16 protein-coding genes and 1 pseudogene are annotated in these 16,281 nt (G+C 67.4%); 8 read left to right on the plus strand and 9 right to left on the minus strand.

Features of this window, described 5'->3' with window-relative positions; translation table 11 throughout:
* Positions 1-12: 12 nt before the first annotated feature.
* Positions 13-1,086 carry a redox-regulated ATPase YchF gene (ychF, locus tag ACZZ93_RS05500; protein ID WP_056277996.1) on the minus strand — a complete coding sequence of 358 codons (1,074 nt, stop codon included), beginning with the start codon at positions 1,084-1,086 and terminating at the stop codon, positions 13-15.
* 50 nt (positions 1,087-1,136) lie between these two features.
* Positions 1,137-1,889 (minus strand): class I SAM-dependent methyltransferase, encoded by a 753-nt coding sequence (locus tag ACZZ93_RS05505; protein ID WP_463510625.1) that lies wholly within the window; start codon positions 1,887-1,889, stop codon positions 1,137-1,139.
* Positions 1,890-1,948: 59 nt separating this feature from the next.
* Between ACZZ93_RS05505 and ACZZ93_RS05510 the strand changes: the two genes are divergently transcribed.
* Positions 1,949-2,542, plus strand: a complete 594-nt coding sequence (locus tag ACZZ93_RS05510) for an exonuclease domain-containing protein (RefSeq protein WP_053095533.1) — start codon at positions 1,949-1,951, stop codon at positions 2,540-2,542.
* A gap of 44 nt (positions 2,543-2,586) precedes the next feature.
* Positions 2,587-3,939 carry a DNA recombination protein RmuC gene (locus tag ACZZ93_RS05515; RefSeq protein ID WP_463511725.1) on the plus strand — a complete coding sequence of 451 codons (1,353 nt, stop codon included), beginning with the start codon at positions 2,587-2,589 and terminating at the stop codon, positions 3,937-3,939.
* A gap of 2 nt (positions 3,940-3,941) precedes the next feature.
* Here the strand turns inward: ACZZ93_RS05515 and ACZZ93_RS05520 are convergent, their stop codons facing one another.
* Both ACZZ93_RS05520 and glpX read right to left on the minus strand, forming a co-directional pair.
* Positions 3,942-4,238: a hypothetical protein gene (locus tag ACZZ93_RS05520; RefSeq protein WP_053095531.1), complete on the minus strand. Its 297-nt coding sequence runs from the start codon at positions 4,236-4,238 to the stop codon at positions 3,942-3,944.
* A 170-nt stretch (positions 4,239-4,408) separates the two neighbouring features.
* Positions 4,409-5,341: a class II fructose-bisphosphatase gene (glpX, locus tag ACZZ93_RS05525; RefSeq protein WP_463510626.1), complete on the minus strand. Its 933-nt coding sequence runs from the start codon at positions 5,339-5,341 to the stop codon at positions 4,409-4,411.
* Between the two features lie 236 nt (positions 5,342-5,577).
* Here glpX and fbaA point away from each other — a divergent pair, with 236 nt between their 5' ends.
* The gene (fbaA, locus tag ACZZ93_RS05530) at positions 5,578-6,606 is read left to right on the plus strand and encodes a class II fructose-bisphosphate aldolase (RefSeq protein ID WP_053095529.1); all 1,029 of its coding nucleotides are present in this window, start codon (positions 5,578-5,580) and stop codon (positions 6,604-6,606) included.
* Positions 6,607-6,668: 62 nt separating this feature from the next.
* Here fbaA and ACZZ93_RS05535 read toward each other — a convergent pair whose 3' ends face one another.
* The 3 genes from ACZZ93_RS05535 to ACZZ93_RS05545 form a co-directional block, all read right to left on the minus strand.
* Positions 6,669-7,208: a DUF6264 family protein gene (locus ACZZ93_RS05535; RefSeq protein ID WP_463510627.1), complete on the minus strand. Its 540-nt coding sequence runs from the start codon at positions 7,206-7,208 to the stop codon at positions 6,669-6,671.
* A gap of 275 nt (positions 7,209-7,483) precedes the next feature.
* The gene (locus tag ACZZ93_RS05540; RefSeq protein WP_053095527.1) at positions 7,484-8,275 is read right to left on the minus strand and encodes an IclR family transcriptional regulator; all 792 of its coding nucleotides are present in this window, start codon (positions 8,273-8,275) and stop codon (positions 7,484-7,486) included.
* Between the two features lie 2 nt (positions 8,276-8,277).
* Entirely contained in the window at positions 8,278-9,321 is a 1,044-nt protein-coding gene (locus ACZZ93_RS05545; protein WP_053099044.1) for a 4-hydroxy-3-methylbut-2-enyl diphosphate reductase, read from the minus strand.
* A 90-nt stretch (positions 9,322-9,411) separates the two neighbouring features.
* Between ACZZ93_RS05545 and xseA the strand changes: the two are divergent.
* The 5 genes and pseudogenes from xseA to ACZZ93_RS05570 all read left to right on the plus strand — a co-directional run bounded on the left by xseA (position 9,412) and on the right by ACZZ93_RS05570 (position 13,716).
* Positions 9,412-10,703: pseudogene (gene xseA / locus ACZZ93_RS05550) on the plus strand (exodeoxyribonuclease VII large subunit).
* A gap of 31 nt (positions 10,704-10,734) precedes the next feature.
* Positions 10,735-10,974, plus strand: coding sequence for an exodeoxyribonuclease VII small subunit (locus tag ACZZ93_RS05555; RefSeq protein ID WP_053095525.1), 240 nt, complete (start codon positions 10,735-10,737; stop codon positions 10,972-10,974).
* On the plus strand, positions 10,971-11,609 hold the full coding sequence (locus ACZZ93_RS05560; protein ID WP_053095524.1) for a DUF4245 family protein: 639 nt from the start codon (positions 10,971-10,973) through the stop codon (positions 11,607-11,609). The genes ACZZ93_RS05555 and ACZZ93_RS05560 overlap by 4 nt, the downstream gene beginning before the upstream one ends.
* 5 nt (positions 11,610-11,614) lie before the next feature.
* Complete coding sequence (locus tag ACZZ93_RS05565; RefSeq protein WP_053095523.1) at positions 11,615-12,304, plus strand: carbonic anhydrase; 690 nt, start codon at positions 11,615-11,617, stop codon at positions 12,302-12,304.
* Positions 12,301-13,716, plus strand: a complete 1,416-nt coding sequence (locus tag ACZZ93_RS05570; RefSeq protein ID WP_053095522.1) for a class II fumarate hydratase — start codon at positions 12,301-12,303, stop codon at positions 13,714-13,716. Before ACZZ93_RS05565 ends, ACZZ93_RS05570 begins: the two co-directional genes overlap by 4 nt.
* Before the next feature lie 68 nt (positions 13,717-13,784).
* On the opposite strand, the gene ACZZ93_RS05575 is transcribed toward ACZZ93_RS05570, so the two are convergent.
* Both ACZZ93_RS05575 and ACZZ93_RS05580 read right to left on the minus strand, forming a co-directional pair.
* Entirely contained in the window at positions 13,785-13,991 is a 207-nt protein-coding gene (locus ACZZ93_RS05575) for a YbdD/YjiX family protein (RefSeq protein ID WP_463510628.1), read from the minus strand.
* Positions 13,991-16,222, minus strand: coding sequence for a carbon starvation CstA family protein (locus ACZZ93_RS05580; RefSeq protein WP_072590977.1), 2,232 nt, complete (start codon positions 16,220-16,222; stop codon positions 13,991-13,993). The genes ACZZ93_RS05575 and ACZZ93_RS05580 overlap by 1 nt, the downstream gene beginning before the upstream one ends.
* Between the last annotated feature and the right edge of the window lie 59 nt (positions 16,223-16,281).

Below are 16,281 nucleotides of genomic sequence, written 5' to 3' on the forward strand. Positions count from 1 at the left end.
GCGGAACCTCGCTCAGTTGTTGAAGCGGAACTCCACGACGTCGCCGTCCTGCATGACGTAGTCCTTGCCCTCGAGGCGGGCCTTGCCCTTGGAGCGGGCTTCGACGACGGACCCGGTCTCGACGAGGTCGTCGAACGAGACGATCTCAGCCTTGATGAAGCCCTTCTCGAAGTCGGTGTGGATGACTCCGGCGGCCTGCGGCGCCTTGGATCCCTTGGGGATCGTCCACGCGCGCGCCTCTTTCGGGCCAGCCGTGAGGTAGGTCTGCAGACCCAGAGTGTCGAACCCGATGCGGGCGAGCTGGTCGAGACCGGACTCGTCCTGCCCGGTCGACGCGAGCAGCTCTGCGGCATCCTCGGGGTCGAGGTCGATCAGCTCGGACTCGATCTTGGCGTCGAGGAAGATGGCCTTCGCCGGGGCGACCAGCGCGGCGAGCTCCGCCTTGCGGGCGTCGTCGGTGAGCACGCCCTCGTCGACGTTGAAGACGAAGATGACCGGCTTGGCGGTGAGGAGCCCGAGCTCGCGGATCGGCGTCAGATCGATGCCTGCGACGGACAGCAGCACACCGCGCTCGAGCGCATCCTTCGCCGCGTTGGCGGTCTCGAGGACGACGGGCTCGATCTTCTTGCCGCGGACCTCCTTCTCGTACCGCGTGATCGCCTTGTCGACGGTCTCGAGGTCGGCCAGCATGAGCTCGGCGTTGATGGTCTCCATGTCGGATGCCGGATTGACCGCACCGTCCACGTGCACGACATCGTCATCTGCGAACCCGCGCACGACCTGGGCGATGGCATCCGCCTCACGGATGTTCGCGAGGAACTTGTTGCCGAGTCCCTCGCCCTCGCTCGCGCCGCGCACGATGCCGGCGATGTCGACGAACGACACCGCGGCGGGCAGGATGCGCTCGCTGCCGAAGATCTCGGCGAGCTTGTCGAGACGAGGATCGGGCAGGTTCACCACCCCGACGTTCGGCTCGATCGTCGCGAACGGATAGTTCGCCGCGAGCACGTCGTTCTTGGTCAGAGCGTTGAAGAGGGTGGACTTGCCGACATTGGGCAGGCCGACGATTCCGATAGTGAGAGCCACGGGGGTCGAGTCTACCGGTCGCAGATGCGCAGCCCCTGCGGGTGTCGGCGTCAGGCTCGCACGGCGCGGAATGCGTGCGTCACGTAGGGCAGGTCGATCGTCCTCTCTTCACGGTCGAGTCCGAGCTCGTCGAACAGCACGTCCATCTGGCGTGTGATCTCTGAGCGTTCGTCGTCCGACGCCGCGATCAGGTAGCTGCGCGAGCGCGCCATCTGATGCAGCTGCGTCCGGTTCATCGCCCGGGTCCACTCCCGCTGCTGCTTCTCGATCCCCGTGAAGGGGGCGTCGATGCGCGGGCCGTCGGAGCCGGGTCCGTTGACCATGTCCTCCGCCGGACTGCTGTGCATGATGTCAGTGAGACGGCGCACCCAGTCCGCGCGTTCGTCGCGGATGTTCCAGATCAGCCCCAGCACTCCCCCGGTACGGACGACTCGTCCGAGTTCGAGGGACGCCGCAGACGGCTCGACCCAGTGCCAGGCCTGACCCAGCACGGCGGCGTCGAGGCTGGCGTCGGGCAGCGGCATCCGTTCGGCTGTTCCCTGGAATGTCGGAACACCGGGAACGCTCCGCCGCAGTGTCGCGAGCATGGCGGCGTCCGGATCCACGGCGACGACCTCGGCATCCGGGGCCTGCGCGAGCACACGTGTGAGCTTTCCGGTGCCCGCGCCCACGTCGGCGATGCGACGGGAGCCGTGAGGCATCGGATCGAGCATCCACGACACGGCCTCGAAGGGATACTCGGGTCTTCCCGCCTCGTAGTTCGCGGCCTCGGCGCCGAAGGATGTCGCTCGGTCGGTACTCATGTCGCCAGCCTACGGCGCGTCATCCTGGAGCGTCTCGGATGCCGGGAGAGAGTGGGGATGTGCCACTGGATTTCACCGCAATCGACTTCGAGACGGCGAACTCCAGCCCCGCCTCGGCCTGCTCCGTCGGCCTCGTACGGGTGCGCGACGGCAGGATCGTCGCCACCGCCGGATGGTTGATCCGCCCGCCCGCCGGTCACGACGAGTTCCAGGAGTGGAACACCAAGATCCACGGCATCCGCGCCCACGACGTGATCGACGCGGCCACCTGGGCCGATCAGTTCGACCGCCTGTGCGCCTTCGCCGGCGCCGACGTGCTCGTGGCGCACAACGCGGGCTTCGACCTCAATGTGCTCCGCCGGGCTTCCGAGGCCACCGGCGGCGACTGCCCGCCGTATCGCTCGCTGTGCAGCCTGCAGGTGGCTCGCAAGACCTACGACCTCGAGTCGTACCGACTCCCGAAGGCCGCAGAGGCTGCGGGCTTCACCGGCTTCTCGCACCATGACGCGCTTGCGGACGCGCTCGCGTGCGCCCACATCATCATCGACGCCGCTCGCCGACACGGCGCGTCCGACGTCTTCTCCCTGGCGGATGCCTTGTCGCTGCGAGTGACCGAGCCGGTCCTCGCCACCCCGGAGCGCGCGGTCGCCTGAGTCGCACCGGACGAATGTCCGTGGCCGAGCGCATCATGGAGCACATGGATGCTCTCATGCTCGTTCTTCTCCTGGTCGCGCTCGCGGCCGGCGCCGCCGTGGGGTGGTTCCTCCGCGGATCGCGCGGAGCAGCAGACCTCGCTCGCGCCGAGGCCGAGCTCGCCGCAGCTCGAGACGATCGCGACCGACAGTACGACCTGTATCGGGATGCCGTCGAGCACGCGAGGCTCGAGCAGCGCGCCGAGGCGCAGCGGGTGCAGCAGCAGAATGCGGTGCTCACCGCTCTCGCTCCCGTGCGCGAGAGTCTCCAGCAGATGCAGCAGAAGGTCTCGGCGATCGAGCAGGAGCGTCATGCGCAGTTCGGATCGCTCGCGGAGCAGCTCAGGCGCGCGCAGGAGTCCGACGAGGCGTTGCGCTCGACGACCGAGTCGCTCGCCGGAGCACTGCGCTCGACCGCCACACGAGGGGTCTGGGGTGAGACGCAGCTGCGACGGGTCGTCGAGGCCGCAGGGCTGATCCGACACGTCGACTTCGATCTGCAGTCCAGCATCTCGTCGGACCGGGGTCAGGGACGGCCCGACATGGTGATCCGTCTCGCCGGCGGCACATCGATCGCGGTCGACGCCAAGGTTCCGCTCGATGCCTACCTCGAGGCATCGGCACTGCCGATCGGGGACGCGCATGAGACACAGCGTCGCTCCCACATGCAGAAGCACGTGAAGGCCGTTCGCGCGCACGTGGACGCACTCGCGAAGAAGGCGTACTGGACGGGCCTCGACGCCAGTCCTGAGTTCGTCATCTGCTTCCTGCCGAGCGAGTCGCTGCTCGCCGCAGCCATCGACGAAGACCCGACGCTGCTGGACTACGCATTCACGAAGAAGGTGGCGCTCGCGTCCCCGGTGAATCTGTGGGCCGTGCTCAAGACCGTGGCATACAGCTGGACGCAGCAAGAGGTGTCGACCGAGGCGCGCGCACTGCTGAATCTCGGCACCCAGCTCTACGACCGACTCGGCGTCCTCGCGGGGCACGCCGACGATCTGCGCCGCGCACTCGAGCGCACGGTCGACAGCTACAACAGATTCGCGGGTTCGCTCGAGAGCCGTGTGCTCGTGACGGCCAGGCAGTTCCCCGGAATCAGCGCGTCGACGCTCGGCTCCGCCCCACCGGCGATCACCGCGCAGACGCGACGCTTCACCTCGGCAGAGCTCATGAGGGGCTCCGGTGCGGAGATCGGCTCCGAGCTCCGCATCCCCCATGCTGCTGACGATGCATCCGCTGCGCCGGGTACGTCGATCCAGGCCGATGTCGGAGACGTTCGCGGCCGGGTCAGCGACGACGAATCAGCGAACTCGGATTCAGCATCCCGACCGGTCGAGACGGAAGAGACCCGTTACTGAGATCAGGCGACGCCCGGTACGCCGCTGAGCAGCAGGATCACGAGGCCACTGGTCACGACGAAAGCTCCGACCATCCACCAGGAGCTGATCTCGTGCCCCTCGTCGAGGCGCTTGCGGAACAGCACGTCCGCACGTCGAGCGGGATCTGAGACAGCCGTCTTGACGACAGGCGCCGCCGGAGTCGCGATCGGCAGAGGCACTCCGGCCTCGTCGACGTTGATCCGCATGATCCGGCCGGTCGGCGTCGTCACGATCTTGGTCGGCGTGCCCTGGGAACCATTCGTGTGCTGCGTTGTCATCGGTCTGCCCTCCTGTGCCTGCGGTGCCTGGCGGCTCCGTCGACGGCGACAAATCCAGTGTCAATTGTCACACGAACGCACGAGAAAGCTCGGCTCAGCACCGCACAGGCGGTACCGGGTCGGTAACGATGAGGGGCCCGTTCCCGACTCGCGCTCTCAGGTCTCGGCAGTCAGAGCCACTTCGAGACGAGGTGCTCCGAGGCGATCCGGCGAAGGGTTCCCGAGGCACCGCGCAGCACGACGCTCTCGGTGTAGATGTAGCCGCCCTCGCGTCGGACGCCGGCCACCAGCTGGCCGTCCGTGACGCCGGTGGCGACGAAGATCGTGTTGTCCCCGCGCACGAGATCGTCGGCCTCGTAGACCTTGTCCATGTCGAGGCCGGCATCGATTCCGCGCTGGCGCTCATCGTCGTCGCGAGGCCAGAGACGCCCCTGGATGTGACCGCCGAGAGCCTTGATCGCACACGCCGTCACGATTCCCTCGGGGCTGCCGCCCACCCCGACGCACATGTCGGTTCGGGCCGCGTGACGCGCCGCGTTGATCCCGCCGGCGACGTCGCCGTCGCTCATGAGTCGCGTCCCGGCACCGGCATCCCGGATCTCCTGGATCAGCTGCTCGTGACGCGGACGGTTCAGCACCGAGACGACGATCTCGTCCACCGGCTTGCCGAGAGCCCCCGCGAGTTTGCGGATGTTCTCGCCGATCGGCAGGCGGATGTCGACCACTCCGACACCGGCAGGGCCCGTGACGAGCTTGTCCATATAGAAGACGCTGGACGCGTCGAGCATCGATCCGCGATCGGAGACGGCGATGACCGAGAGCGCATTCTGACGTCCTGCTGCGGTCAGCGAGGTGCCATCGATCGGGTCGACCGCGATGTCGCACTCCGGGCCGCTGCCGGTGCCGACCTCTTCGCCGTTGAAGAGCATCGGAGCATTGTCCTTCTCGCCCTCACCGATGACCACTCGCCCCTGAAAGGCCACTGTCCCGAGGAAGGCACGCATCGCATCGACGGCGGCGCCGTCCGCCGCCTCCTTCGCGCCACGACCGATGAACGGAACGGCGCGGATGGCGGCTGCTTCAGTAGCCCGCACCAGCTCCATCGCGAGGTTTCGATCCGGACGAAGGGGCTGAGATCCGCTGTAAGACTAACCATGCGGTCAGCCTAACCAGCGTGAACGTCTGAAACGGCAGTTTTCGGTCGAGTGACGACGAAGGAATCCCGATTCTTAACACACGGGTAGGAGGGCGTGCTCGCCCCGTCGTCGCCGACAGCATCCGGCAGTCAGCCCCGATAGAGTGACTGCTGTCCCGGCTTCCCCAAATCGCAGGAGTTCTCATGCCCGTCGCCACCCCGGATCAGTACGCCGAAATGCTCGACCGCGCGAAGGCCGGCGGCTTCGCGTACCCGGCTTTCAACGTCTCGAGCTCGCAGACCATCAACTCCGTCCTCCAGGGCCTGACCGAGGCAGGTTCCGACGGAATCATCCAGGTCACCACCGGCGGCGCCGACTACTTCGCCGGCCACACGGTCAAGGCCCGCGCGACCGGCGCACTCGCCTTCGCGCGCTTCGCGACCGAGGTCGCGAAGAACTACCCGATCACCGTCGCGCTGCACACCGACCACTGCCCGAAGGATGCTCTCGCCGGCTTCGTCGAGCCGCTGATCTCCGCCTCCGAAGACGAGGTCAAGGCGGGACGCAACCCGATCTTCCAGTCCCACATGTGGGACGGCTCGGCCGTGCCGCTCGCGGAGAACATCGAGATCGCCAAGGATCTCCTGCCCCGCATGAAGAACATCAACGCCATCCTCGAGGTCGAGATCGGCGTCGTCGGCGGCGAGGAAGACGGTGTGGCGCACGAGGGATCCAACGATGCCCTCTACACGACGTTCGCGGACGTCGACCAGGCCGTACAGGCGCTCGGTCTCGGCGAGCAGGGGCGCTACATCGCAGCCCTCACGTTCGGCAACGTCCACGGCGTCTACAAGCCGGGCGGAGTGAAGCTGCGTCCCGAGCTCCTCGGAGAGATCCAGCAGCAGGTCGCCGCGAAGTACAACACCGGCGCGAAGCCGCTCGACCTCGTCTTCCACGGCGGTTCTGGTTCGACCGATGAGGAGATCGCCCTCGCGGTGGCCAACGGCGTCATCAAGATGAACATCGACACCGACACGCAGTACGCCTACACGCGTGCCATCGCGGACTACATGTTCAAGAACTACGACGGTGTGCTCAAGGTCGACGGCGAGGTCGGCAACAAGAAGCAGTATGACCCGCGCGCCTGGGGCAAGATCGCGGAGACGGCCATGGCCGCTCGCGTCGTCGAGTCCACGCGCCAGCTCGGCTCGTACGGCCAGTCCCAGAGCTGATCCAGCCTGACAACGCAGATGCCCCCGACCGAACGGCCGGGGGCATCTCCTGTTTCACGGGGTCATCCACCCGCCGTCTGGGCGACGAAGTCGATGAACGCCGGGTCGTTCATCAGCGGAATCGCGGCGCATACAGACGCCACGAGCAGGGTCACGGCCGCACCGACCAGCGGAACCCACCACGAGAGCTTGCCGGCGCGCAGGCGTCGGATCGACAGGAAAGCGGTGAGCGACCAGCCCACGGCGAGCACTATCGCCGCGACGGTGCCCCAGATCCGGCCCTCAGCGAAGTTGGTGAACTCGCCGTCCACGCCGAGCACCGTCATCATCTGACTCATCGCGGTGGAGAAGTCGAGGTATGACAGTCCTGTCATCACGACATTGATCAGCCCGTAGGCGAGCAGTGCGATGGTCACGAAGCGATCGACGGGACGCGGACGAGCCGCTGCCGATGCGGACGGGACTCGGTCACCGGGAGCGGGCGCGTTCTCGGTCCCGCTCACATCCACAGCCGGCACCTCGCCCAGCGGCGGCAGCCCTGCTGCCCTCCGCTGCTCTTCGAGGGTCGCGATTTCGCCGTACTGGGGACGCTGATCGGTCATTCGGCCATGGTATCCGCCCGGTCTCTGCACGACTCACAGACTGCGGGCGTCAAAGAATGGCGGCCCCGGAGGAGTGGGGACTCCTCGGGGCCGCGGACTCGGAACGCTGGGGACGCTCGTCATCCAAGTGGGGTGAGGAACGCTGGGGACATTCCTCCACCTGTAGCGCCGATTGCACAGACGACTACACCTCACATGTTAGGAAAGCGCGTGCCCGAGCACCAGAGGCACTTCTTCAGATAGTGAAGAGCATCAGACGGGCGACGCGTGCTGCGTCAGATCGGCGTCGCCAGACGGGCTGCGCCGCCGCCCAGAGCGTCCGCCCCCAACTGCATGGACAACCGCCTCGCCACGAGCTTGAGCTTCCCGACCAGGCCGCGATCGAAGCGCGGGTGTCCCACCGGAAGCGAGACGGCGAGTGAGGCTCTGACGCTCGGGGCGATCACGGGAACGGCGATGCAGGTATTGCCGATGGCATACTCCTCGCGGTCCACGGCGAACCCCGGAGAGCGGTCGAGCTCCGCGATCAGCGCACGCCGGTCACTGATCGTGCGAGACGTGAGTTCCTCCAGCGGATGCCGCGAGAGATAGTCGTCACGCTCCTCTCCGCTCAGATCGCTGAGGATCTGCTTGCCGAGCGCCGTGGCATGCGCGCTCGAATCCAGACCCACCCACAGATCGAGCCGAGGACTGCGCGGGGCATCCACGATGTCGATGAGGTGCACTTCGCCGTCCTGATAGCGGGACAGGTATGCGGAAGCACCCACCTCGTCGGCGGTCTGACGCAGGGCCATGCGGACGTGCGCGAAGAACACGCCCCCGGCGTCGGACTGCAGCCGGAAGGCGGGGAAGTTCTCGCCGAGGACCAGACCGTCGGGCTCGCTCACGAGATACCCCTCATGCACCAGTGTGCGCACGAGGTTGTAGGTCGTGCCCGGGGTGAGGCCGGTTCGCATGGCGAGAGTCTTGACCGGCACCGGGCGCGGAGAGTTCGCGACCATGTCGACGAGTCGGAGCGCGCGCTGCACCGAGCCGATCAGCGTCGGCGCCGCCTCTGTGGCGGCCACCGTCAGGCGTTCCCGCTGGAGGAACGGCCTCCCAGCGCACGAGCATCTCGCTGACCCGCGGCATCCTGTCGCAGCTCCTTGGGCAGGGAGAACATGAGGTCCTCCTCCGCCGTCTTGACCTCTTCGACGTCGCGGTAACCCGCTCCGTCGAGTGCGTCGAGGACCTCGCGAACCAGCACCTCGGGCACGGAGGCGCCGGAGGTGACACCGACCGTCGCGACGCCGTCGAGCCACTCCTGCTTTACCTCTTCGGCGTAGTCCACGCGATAGGCGGCCTTCGCGCCGTATTCGAGCGCGACCTCGACGAGGCGCACCGAATTCGACGAGTTCGAGGAACCGACGACGATCACGAGGTCGGCGTTCGCCGCGACCTTCTTGATGGCGACCTGGCGGTTCTGCGTGGCGTAGCAGATGTCATCGGACGGCGGATTGTGCATCTCGGGGAACCGGGCCCGCAGTCGGTTCACGGTCTCCATGGTCTCGTCGACCGAGAGCGTGGTCTGCGAGAGCCAGACCACCTTCGAGGGGTCCTTCACCTGCACGGTGTCGGCTTCGGCGGGCGAGTTCACGATGGTCACATGCTCGGGAGCCTCTCCCGCGGTGCCCTCGACCTCTTCGTGCCCCTCGTGGCCGATGAGCAGGATCTCGAAATCGTCGCGGGCGAAACGCACTGCCTCGCGGTGCACCTTGGTGACCAGCGGGCAGGTCGCGTCGATGGCGTGCAGGCCGCGGTCCGACGCCGCTTCGACGACCGCGGGCGAGACTCCGTGCGCACTGAAGACGACGTGAGCGCCCTCGGGAACCTCGTCGACCTCCTCGACGAAGATCGCGCCCTTCTCCTCGAGCTCGGTGACGACGTGGATGTTATGCACGATCTGCTTGCGCACGTAGACCGGCGCGCCGTAGCGCTCGAGCGCCTTCTCGACGGCGACCACAGCCCGGTCGACGCCGGCGCAGTATCCGCGCGGAGCGGCGAGCAGAACACGCTTGTTCCCGACGACCGGGTTATCCTGAAGCCGCCCGGCCGCCCCACGTACTCGGGGGATGCGCGGCAGAGGCAGATGAACGGCAGTCGAGGTCACCCTTGAATTCTACCGCCGAGAACCTGAGCAGGAGCGGGAAGGGGCACCGAGCGCATGACGGTCTTCGAAGCATCGACGCGTCCTGGCGAGACTCCGCCGGCGGATGCGGTCGCCCCACGCGACTCCTCGGCGGACGCACCGACCTCGGTCGCACGCCTGAACGCCACGATCCGCGACTTCGTGGCGCGCTGGAACACGGTGTGGGTCGAAGGCGAGATCACCTCCTGGAACGTGCGCGGGGGCAACATCTTCGCCCGGCTCAAGGACACCCGCTCCGACGCGCAGATCTCCATCAGGATCTGGTCGAGTGTGCGCCCGCGGATCCCCGGTGATCTGGCTGTCGGCGACCATGTCGTCGCCGCCGTCAAGGCCGACTACTTCGTCAAGGCCGGCGATTTCAGCTTCGCCGTCTCGGCGATGAAGCACGTGGGCCTCGGCGATCAGTTGGAGAAGCTGGAGAAGCTGCGACTGCAGCTGCGCCAGGAGGGCCTGTTCGACGCGTCGCGCAAGAAGCGCCTCCCGTTCCTCCCCCATGTGATCGGCCTGATCACGGGAGAGAAGTCGGATGCCGAGAAGGACGTACACCGCAACGCCGAGTTGCGCTGGCCCCAGGTGCGCTTCCGCACGGAGTATGCGGCTGTTCAGGGCGACCGGTGCGTCCCCGAGACCCTCGCCGCTCTGGCACGACTGGATGCCGACCCGGATGTCGACGTGATCGTCATCGCCCGCGGCGGCGGCGATCCGCAGACGCTGCTCGGATTCAGTGACGAACGGCTCGTCCGGGCTGTGGCCGCGGCAACGACTCCGATCGTCAGCGCGATCGGACACGAGAACGATCATCCGCTTCTGGACGACGTGGCCGACCTGCGCGCATCGACTCCGACGGATGCTGCGAAGCGCGTCGTACCCGACGTCAGCGAGCAGCGGGCGCTGATCGCGCAGCTGCGATCCCGAGCCACGACCCGACTGACGCAGCGGCTGTCGCACGACATCGCGCAGCTCGAGCAGCTGCGGTCCCGTCCCTCGCTGCGCTCCCCCGACCCGATCATCGAGTCGCGTTCTCAGGACGTGTGGCTGCTGCTCTCGCGAGGACGCGACACGATCACCCGTCAGCACGATGCGGCCGGCCGTGCGACGAGCGAGCTGCGAGCCTCACTGCGGGCGCTCTCCCCGCGGCCACGCTGTCGCGCGGCTATGCGATCGCCCATCTCGAGGGCGGAGTGATCCTCCGCGACGCCGCCGACGCTCCGGCCGGCAGCAGCCTGACGATCACGGTCGACCGCGGCTCGATCGCGGCCCGTTCCGAGGGCGAGATCGCGGAAGCACCGGTGCCCCGCTCCGGATGAGCGGGTCCCGCGCACCGCGTAGGATGGAGGCGTGAGTGCGCCGAACGACACCCCTGTGGACACGCTGTCATTCGAGGCCGCTCGCGATGAGCTCGTGAAGGTCGTCTCCGAGCTCGAACAGGGCGCTCCGACCCTCGAGCAGTCGCTCGCTCTCTGGGAGCGCGGCGAGGCCCTGGCGGCCCGCTGCGAGGAATGGCTGCTCGGCGCCAAGCGTCGCCTCGAGGCCGCCCGTGCCACGTCGACCGGTGCCGCCGACGGAGACGACTCATGAGCAAGCCCGCTCCCATCGTCGCCGAACTGGGCCGGCCGGAGACCCCCGAAGAGACGGCGGCCCGCAAGGCCGCGTCGAGCAAGGCCTATCGCTCGAGCCAGACGGTGCGCAGCCTGGTGGCCGCTCTGATCGTCACGCTGGCCATCGTCACGGTGATCGTGCTCGCAGTTCCCCGTGGCGAACCCGCGACCGCCCAGAAGATCGACGTGGTCGGCGTAGCCGCGGACGTGGAGTCCACCATGGATCGCCCGGTGATCGTGCCCGACCTGGCCGACTTCTGGAGAGTCAACACGGCCGAGCTCACGAGCGGCGCGACGACGGTCTGGGATGTCACCCTCGCCCCGTCAGCCGAGGATGAGCGCGGATTCATCAAGCTGGCACAGGCCTTCGACGCCGACGCAGCCTGGGCCCCGCAGCGCCTCAACGGAACCGCGCCGACGGACACGACGTCGATCGGCGGGCTGGAGTGGGACGTCTACGACCTCGGCGATGCCGGTGCGAAGCAGAACATCACCTATGCGATCGGCACCCAGGCGGGTGACGACTACCTGCTGCTCTACGGCTCACGCTCCGCCGACTCCACCGCCGAGCTCGCCGAGTCCCTCGTCCCCCAGATCCGCGACCTCTCGGAGTAGCCCTCATGACAGACACGCTCACGCCCGCCGCCGCCTGGAAGCAGATGCAGGAGGGCAACCAGCGATTCGTCGATGACGCCCCGCGGCACCCGAATCAGGATGTCGCCCGACGCAAGCACCTGGCTGCGGCGCAGCATCCTGTCGCCACCCTGTTCGGATGCTCCGACTCCCGGCTGGCCGCGGAGATCATCTTCGACCTGGGGCTCGGCGACCTGTTCGTCGTCCGCAATGCCGGTCAGGTGATCGGCGAGTCGATCGTCGCGAGCCTCGAGTACGCGGTCGCGGTGCTGAACGTCCCCCTGATCGTCGTGCTCGCACACGACTCGTGCGGTGCTGTGCGCGCCGCCATCGACGGCACCGCGATCGACGCGGCGCCGCTGCCGCCGCACATCTGGAAGCTCATCGCACCGATCGTGCCTGCGGCCCGGAAGGTGCTCGTCGAGAGCGGCGGGACCACGGTCGCCGAGATCGACGCCGACCTGGTCGGCCAGGAGCACCTGCGCAACACGGTCCGCGACCTGCTGCAGTCGTCCGAGGTGATCTCCCACGCCGTCGCCGAGGGTCGTCTGGGCATCGTCGGCGCCAACTACCGTCTGGCCGAGGGAACCGCGATTCCCGTCATCACGGTCGGACTCGACACAGACGGAAACGACACCGAGGGGCACAGCCCCGCAACCAAGGAGGGTTCGGAATGACCGACCAGCACAGCGGCGCAGACGCGCAGGGCTACCGCATCGAGCACGACACGATGGGCGAGGTGCGGGTTCCCGTGAACGCGCTCTACGGCGCACAGACGCAGCGCGCCGTCGAGAACTTCCCGATCTCGGGCAAGGGCCTCGAATCCACGCAGATCGCCGCCCTCGCGCGCATCAAGAAGGCCGCCGCGCTCGCGAACAAGGAGCTGGGCACGCTCGATGGGGCCATCGCGGACGCGATCGCCCAGGCCGCCGACGAGGTCGCATCCGGTGCACATGACGGCGAGTTCCCCGTCGACACCTACCAGACGGGCTCCGGCACGTCGTCGAACATGAACATGAACGAGGTGCTCGCGACGCTCGCGACGCGCATCCTCGGTGCGGATGTGCACCCGAACGACCATGTGAACGCCTCGCAGTCGTCGAACGACGTGTTCCCGACCTCGGTGCACATCGCGGTCACGCAGGCGCTCATCGACACCCTCATCCCCGCGCTCGACCACCTCGCCGTCGCCTTCGAGGCGAAGGCCGAGCTGTGGAAGGACGCGGTGAAGTCGGGTCGCACGCACCTCATGGACGCCACGCCCGTCACCCTGGGCCAGGAGTTCGGCGGCTACGCCCGTCAGATGCGCCTCGGCATCGAGCGCGTGCAGTCGGCCCTCCCCCGCGTCGCCGAGGTCCCGCTCGGCGGCACCGCCACCGGCACCGGCATCAACACGCCGCTCGGATTCCCGCAGAAGGTCATCGAGCTGCTCGCAGCCGAGACCGAGCTTCCGATCACCGAGGCCAAGGATCACTTCGAGGCACAGGCCAACCGCGACGGTCTCGTCGAGGCGTCCGGCGCGCTGCGCACGATCGCCGTCTCGCTGACCAAGATCAACAACGACCTGCGCTGGATGGGCTCCGGCCCCAACACCGGACTCGGCGAACTGCACATCCCCGACCTGCAGCCGGGTTCCTCGATCATGCCCGGAAAGGTGAACCCGGTCGTCCCCGAGGCCGTGCTGATGGTGTGCGCACGAGTGATCGGCAACGACGCGACCGTCGCCTGGGCCGGAGCATCCGGCTCGTTCGAGCTCAACGTCGCGATCCCGGTCATGGGCACCGCCGTCCTCGAGTCGATCCGTCTGCTCGCCAACGCCTCGCGCGTGCTCGCCGACAAGACCGTCGACGGACTGCAGGCGAACCTCGACCGCGCGGCGGCTTTCGCCGGAATGAGCCCGTCGATCGTCACCCCGCTCAACAAGCTCATCGGCTACGAGGCTGCGGCGAAGATCGCCAAGCACTCGGTCGCGAAGGGCATCACGGTGCGCGACGCCGTGATCGACCTCGGCTATGTCGAGCGCGGAGACCTGACGCTCGAGCAGCTCGACGAGAAGCTCGACCTGCTGTCGATGACCCACCCGGGTTGATCACCGGATACTGACACGACGGGTGCCGCAGGGACTTGTTCCCTGCGGCATCCGTCGTCTCTGTCCCCTCAGCAGCAGCGGGCTCCGGGGTCGGCATCCTGCTGGGCGTAGTGCGCCTGCCAGAACTCGCGTTCGGTGAGCGGCTCTCGCTCGGGATGCCGCTCCCGCTCGTGCGCGACGTAGGCCGTGTACCGCGACTGCCCTGTCACGCCGTTCATGTACCAGGCGACGGAGTGCCAGATCCTGCGCGCCGCCTCGGCGACCGCCGCAGACATCAGTGCCCCCTCGTCGGCTGGGCGGACGAGGGCAGCGCGTTCCACTCCTTCTCGACCGCGCGCTCCTCCGGTGAGGCGATGAGTCCTGCCGGAGCGAACCGACGCGACGGCACCTCCGGGTCTTCGTGGTCGATGATCGGCCCGGGTCGCACCGCCTGGATGACCTTGACGATCGAGATCGTGATGACGATCACAGACAGCACGAGGAAAGTCACCGACAGGATGCCCTGGATCATCGTGTTGCGCACCACCGCCTCCATCGCGGCGACGCTGGTCGCCGTGCCGAACGACGTCTCGCCCGCAGCGAGCGCGTCGCGGAAGGCGACGTGATTGGCGAAGTACCCGACCTGCGGCACGCTCGAGAAGATCTTCTGCAGCGACGCCGTGACGGTGACGACCGTCACGAATGCCAGCGGCAGAGCGACCACCCAGAGAACCGTGAACGTGCGCCTGCGGGCGACGATGGTGAGCACCACCGCGAGCGCGATGGCCGCCAGCAGCTGATTGGCGATGCCGAACAACGGGAACAGGGTGTTGATGCCGCCGAGAGGGTCCGTGACGCCCATGATCAGCACCGCGCCCCAGCCCGCGACCATCACCGCCGTGCAGATCCAGGCCCCGGCCCGCCACGACGTGTCCTTGAAACGGGGGATGACGTTGCCGACCGAGTCCTGCAGCATGAATCGCGCGACACGGGTGCCGGCATCCACCGCGGTCAGGATGAACAGCGCCTCGAACATGATCGCGAAGTGATACCAGAACGCCATCATCCCGGTGCCGCCGATCCACTGCTGCATGATGTGCGCGAGGCCGAGAGCGAGGGTCGGCGCACCGCCGGTGCGGGAGACGATCGACTCCTCCCCCACAGCTTCGGCCGTGCTCGTGAGCATCTCGGGGGTCAGGTTCACCCCCGTCAGCCCGAGGCTGTTGACGAACTGCACGGCGCCTTCGACGGTGCCGAGGGTCGCGGCCGGCGAGGAGTTCATCGCGAAGTACAGACCACGGTCGATCGAGATCGCGGCGACGAGCGCCATGATCGCGACGAATGACTCCATGAGCATGCCGCCGTAGCCGATGAAGCGGGTCTGCTTCTCCTTCTCGATCATCTTCGGCGTGGTGCCCGACGCGATGAGCGCATGGAATCCGCTCAGCGCTCCGCAGGCGATCGTCACGAACAGGAACGGGAAGAGGGACCCCGCCCAGACCGGCCCCGTCTCCCCCGCCGCGAATTCGCTGAAGGCCGGGACGGTGATCTCCGGCCGCACGAAGAGAATCGCGACGGCGAGTGCCACGATCACGCCGATCTTCATGAACGTCGAGAGGTAGTCGCGCGGAGCGAGCAGCATCCACACCGGCAGCACCGCGGCGATGAAGCCGTAGATGATGATCCCCCACGCGATCGTCGTGCGGTCGAGGGTGAAGACCGCCTGACCCCAGTCGGTCTCGGCGACCATCCCGCCGCCGATGATCGCCGCCATCAGCAGCACGAACCCGATGAGCGACACCTCGGTGATCTTGCCTGGTCGGATCCACCGGAGGTACGCACCCATGAACAGGGCGATCGGGATCGTCATGGCCACGGAGAACACGCCCCAGGGGCTCTCGCCGAGGGCATTCACCACGACGAGAGCGAGGATCGCCGTGATGATGATCATGATGAGGAGTGTGGCGACGATGGCCGCCGTGCCGCCGAATCGACCGAGCTCATCGCGGGCCATCTGGCCGAGAGAGCGCCCGCCCCGGCGCATCGAGAAGAACATCACGAGGTAGTCCTGCACGGCACCTGCCAGGACGACTCCGACGATGATCCAGATCGTGCCCGGCAGGTAGCCCATCTGCGCGGCGAGTACGGGTCCCACGAGAGGGCCGGCACCCGCGATCGCGGCGAAGTGGTGTCCGAACAGCACTCGACGGTCGGTCGCGACGTAGTCCTTGCCGTCCGCCTTGTACTCGGCGGGTGTCGCGCGTCGGTCGTTCGGCTTGACGAGGTTGCGCTCGATGAACTTCGAGTAGAAACGGTAGAAGACGAGATAGGTGCAGACCGCCGCGAACACGAACCAGATCGCGTTCACCGTCTCGCCTCTGACGATGGCGAGCATCGTCCAGGCGACACCGCCCAGTAGCGCGATCGCCGCCCAGAGGACGATCTTCAGCGGTGTCCAGCGCGGCTTCTCATCGACAGCCACCGGGGGAAGCGAGTGGTCTTCGACAGTCTTCGTTGTGTCACTCATGGCGCATCACTCCATCGTCTGCGTTCGGTGCCACGAGCGTAATCCGACGACCACGCCGA

The organism is Microbacterium sp. AC026 (assembly GCF_979258475.1).

Coding starts and splice junctions, on each gene's coding strand:
- ACZZ93_RS05505 (WP_463510625.1), bottom strand. CDS start 1,889: ATGAGTACCGACCGAGCGACATCCTTCGGCGCCGAGGCCGCGAACTAC.
- ACZZ93_RS05515 (WP_463511725.1), top strand. CDS start 2,587: ATGGATGCTCTCATGCTCGTTCTTCTCCTGGTCGCGCTCGCGGCCGGC.
- ACZZ93_RS05520 (WP_053095531.1), bottom strand. CDS start 4,238: ATGACAACGCAGCACACGAATGGTTCCCAGGGCACGCCGACCAAGATC.
- glpX (WP_463510626.1), bottom strand. CDS start 5,341: ATGGAGCTGGTGCGGGCTACTGAAGCAGCCGCCATCCGCGCCGTTCCG.
- fbaA (WP_053095529.1), top strand. CDS start 5,578: ATGCCCGTCGCCACCCCGGATCAGTACGCCGAAATGCTCGACCGCGCG.
- ACZZ93_RS05535 (WP_463510627.1), bottom strand. CDS start 7,208: ATGACCGATCAGCGTCCCCAGTACGGCGAAATCGCGACCCTCGAAGAG.
- ACZZ93_RS05560 (WP_053095524.1), top strand. CDS start 10,971: ATGAGCAAGCCCGCTCCCATCGTCGCCGAACTGGGCCGGCCGGAGACC.
- ACZZ93_RS05565 (WP_053095523.1), top strand. CDS start 11,615: ATGACAGACACGCTCACGCCCGCCGCCGCCTGGAAGCAGATGCAGGAG.
- ACZZ93_RS05570 (WP_053095522.1), top strand. CDS start 12,301: ATGACCGACCAGCACAGCGGCGCAGACGCGCAGGGCTACCGCATCGAG.
- ACZZ93_RS05575 (WP_463510628.1), bottom strand. CDS start 13,991: ATGTCTGCGGCGGTCGCCGAGGCGGCGCGCAGGATCTGGCACTCCGTC.
- ACZZ93_RS05580 (WP_072590977.1), bottom strand. CDS start 16,222: ATGAGTGACACAACGAAGACTGTCGAAGACCACTCGCTTCCCCCGGTG.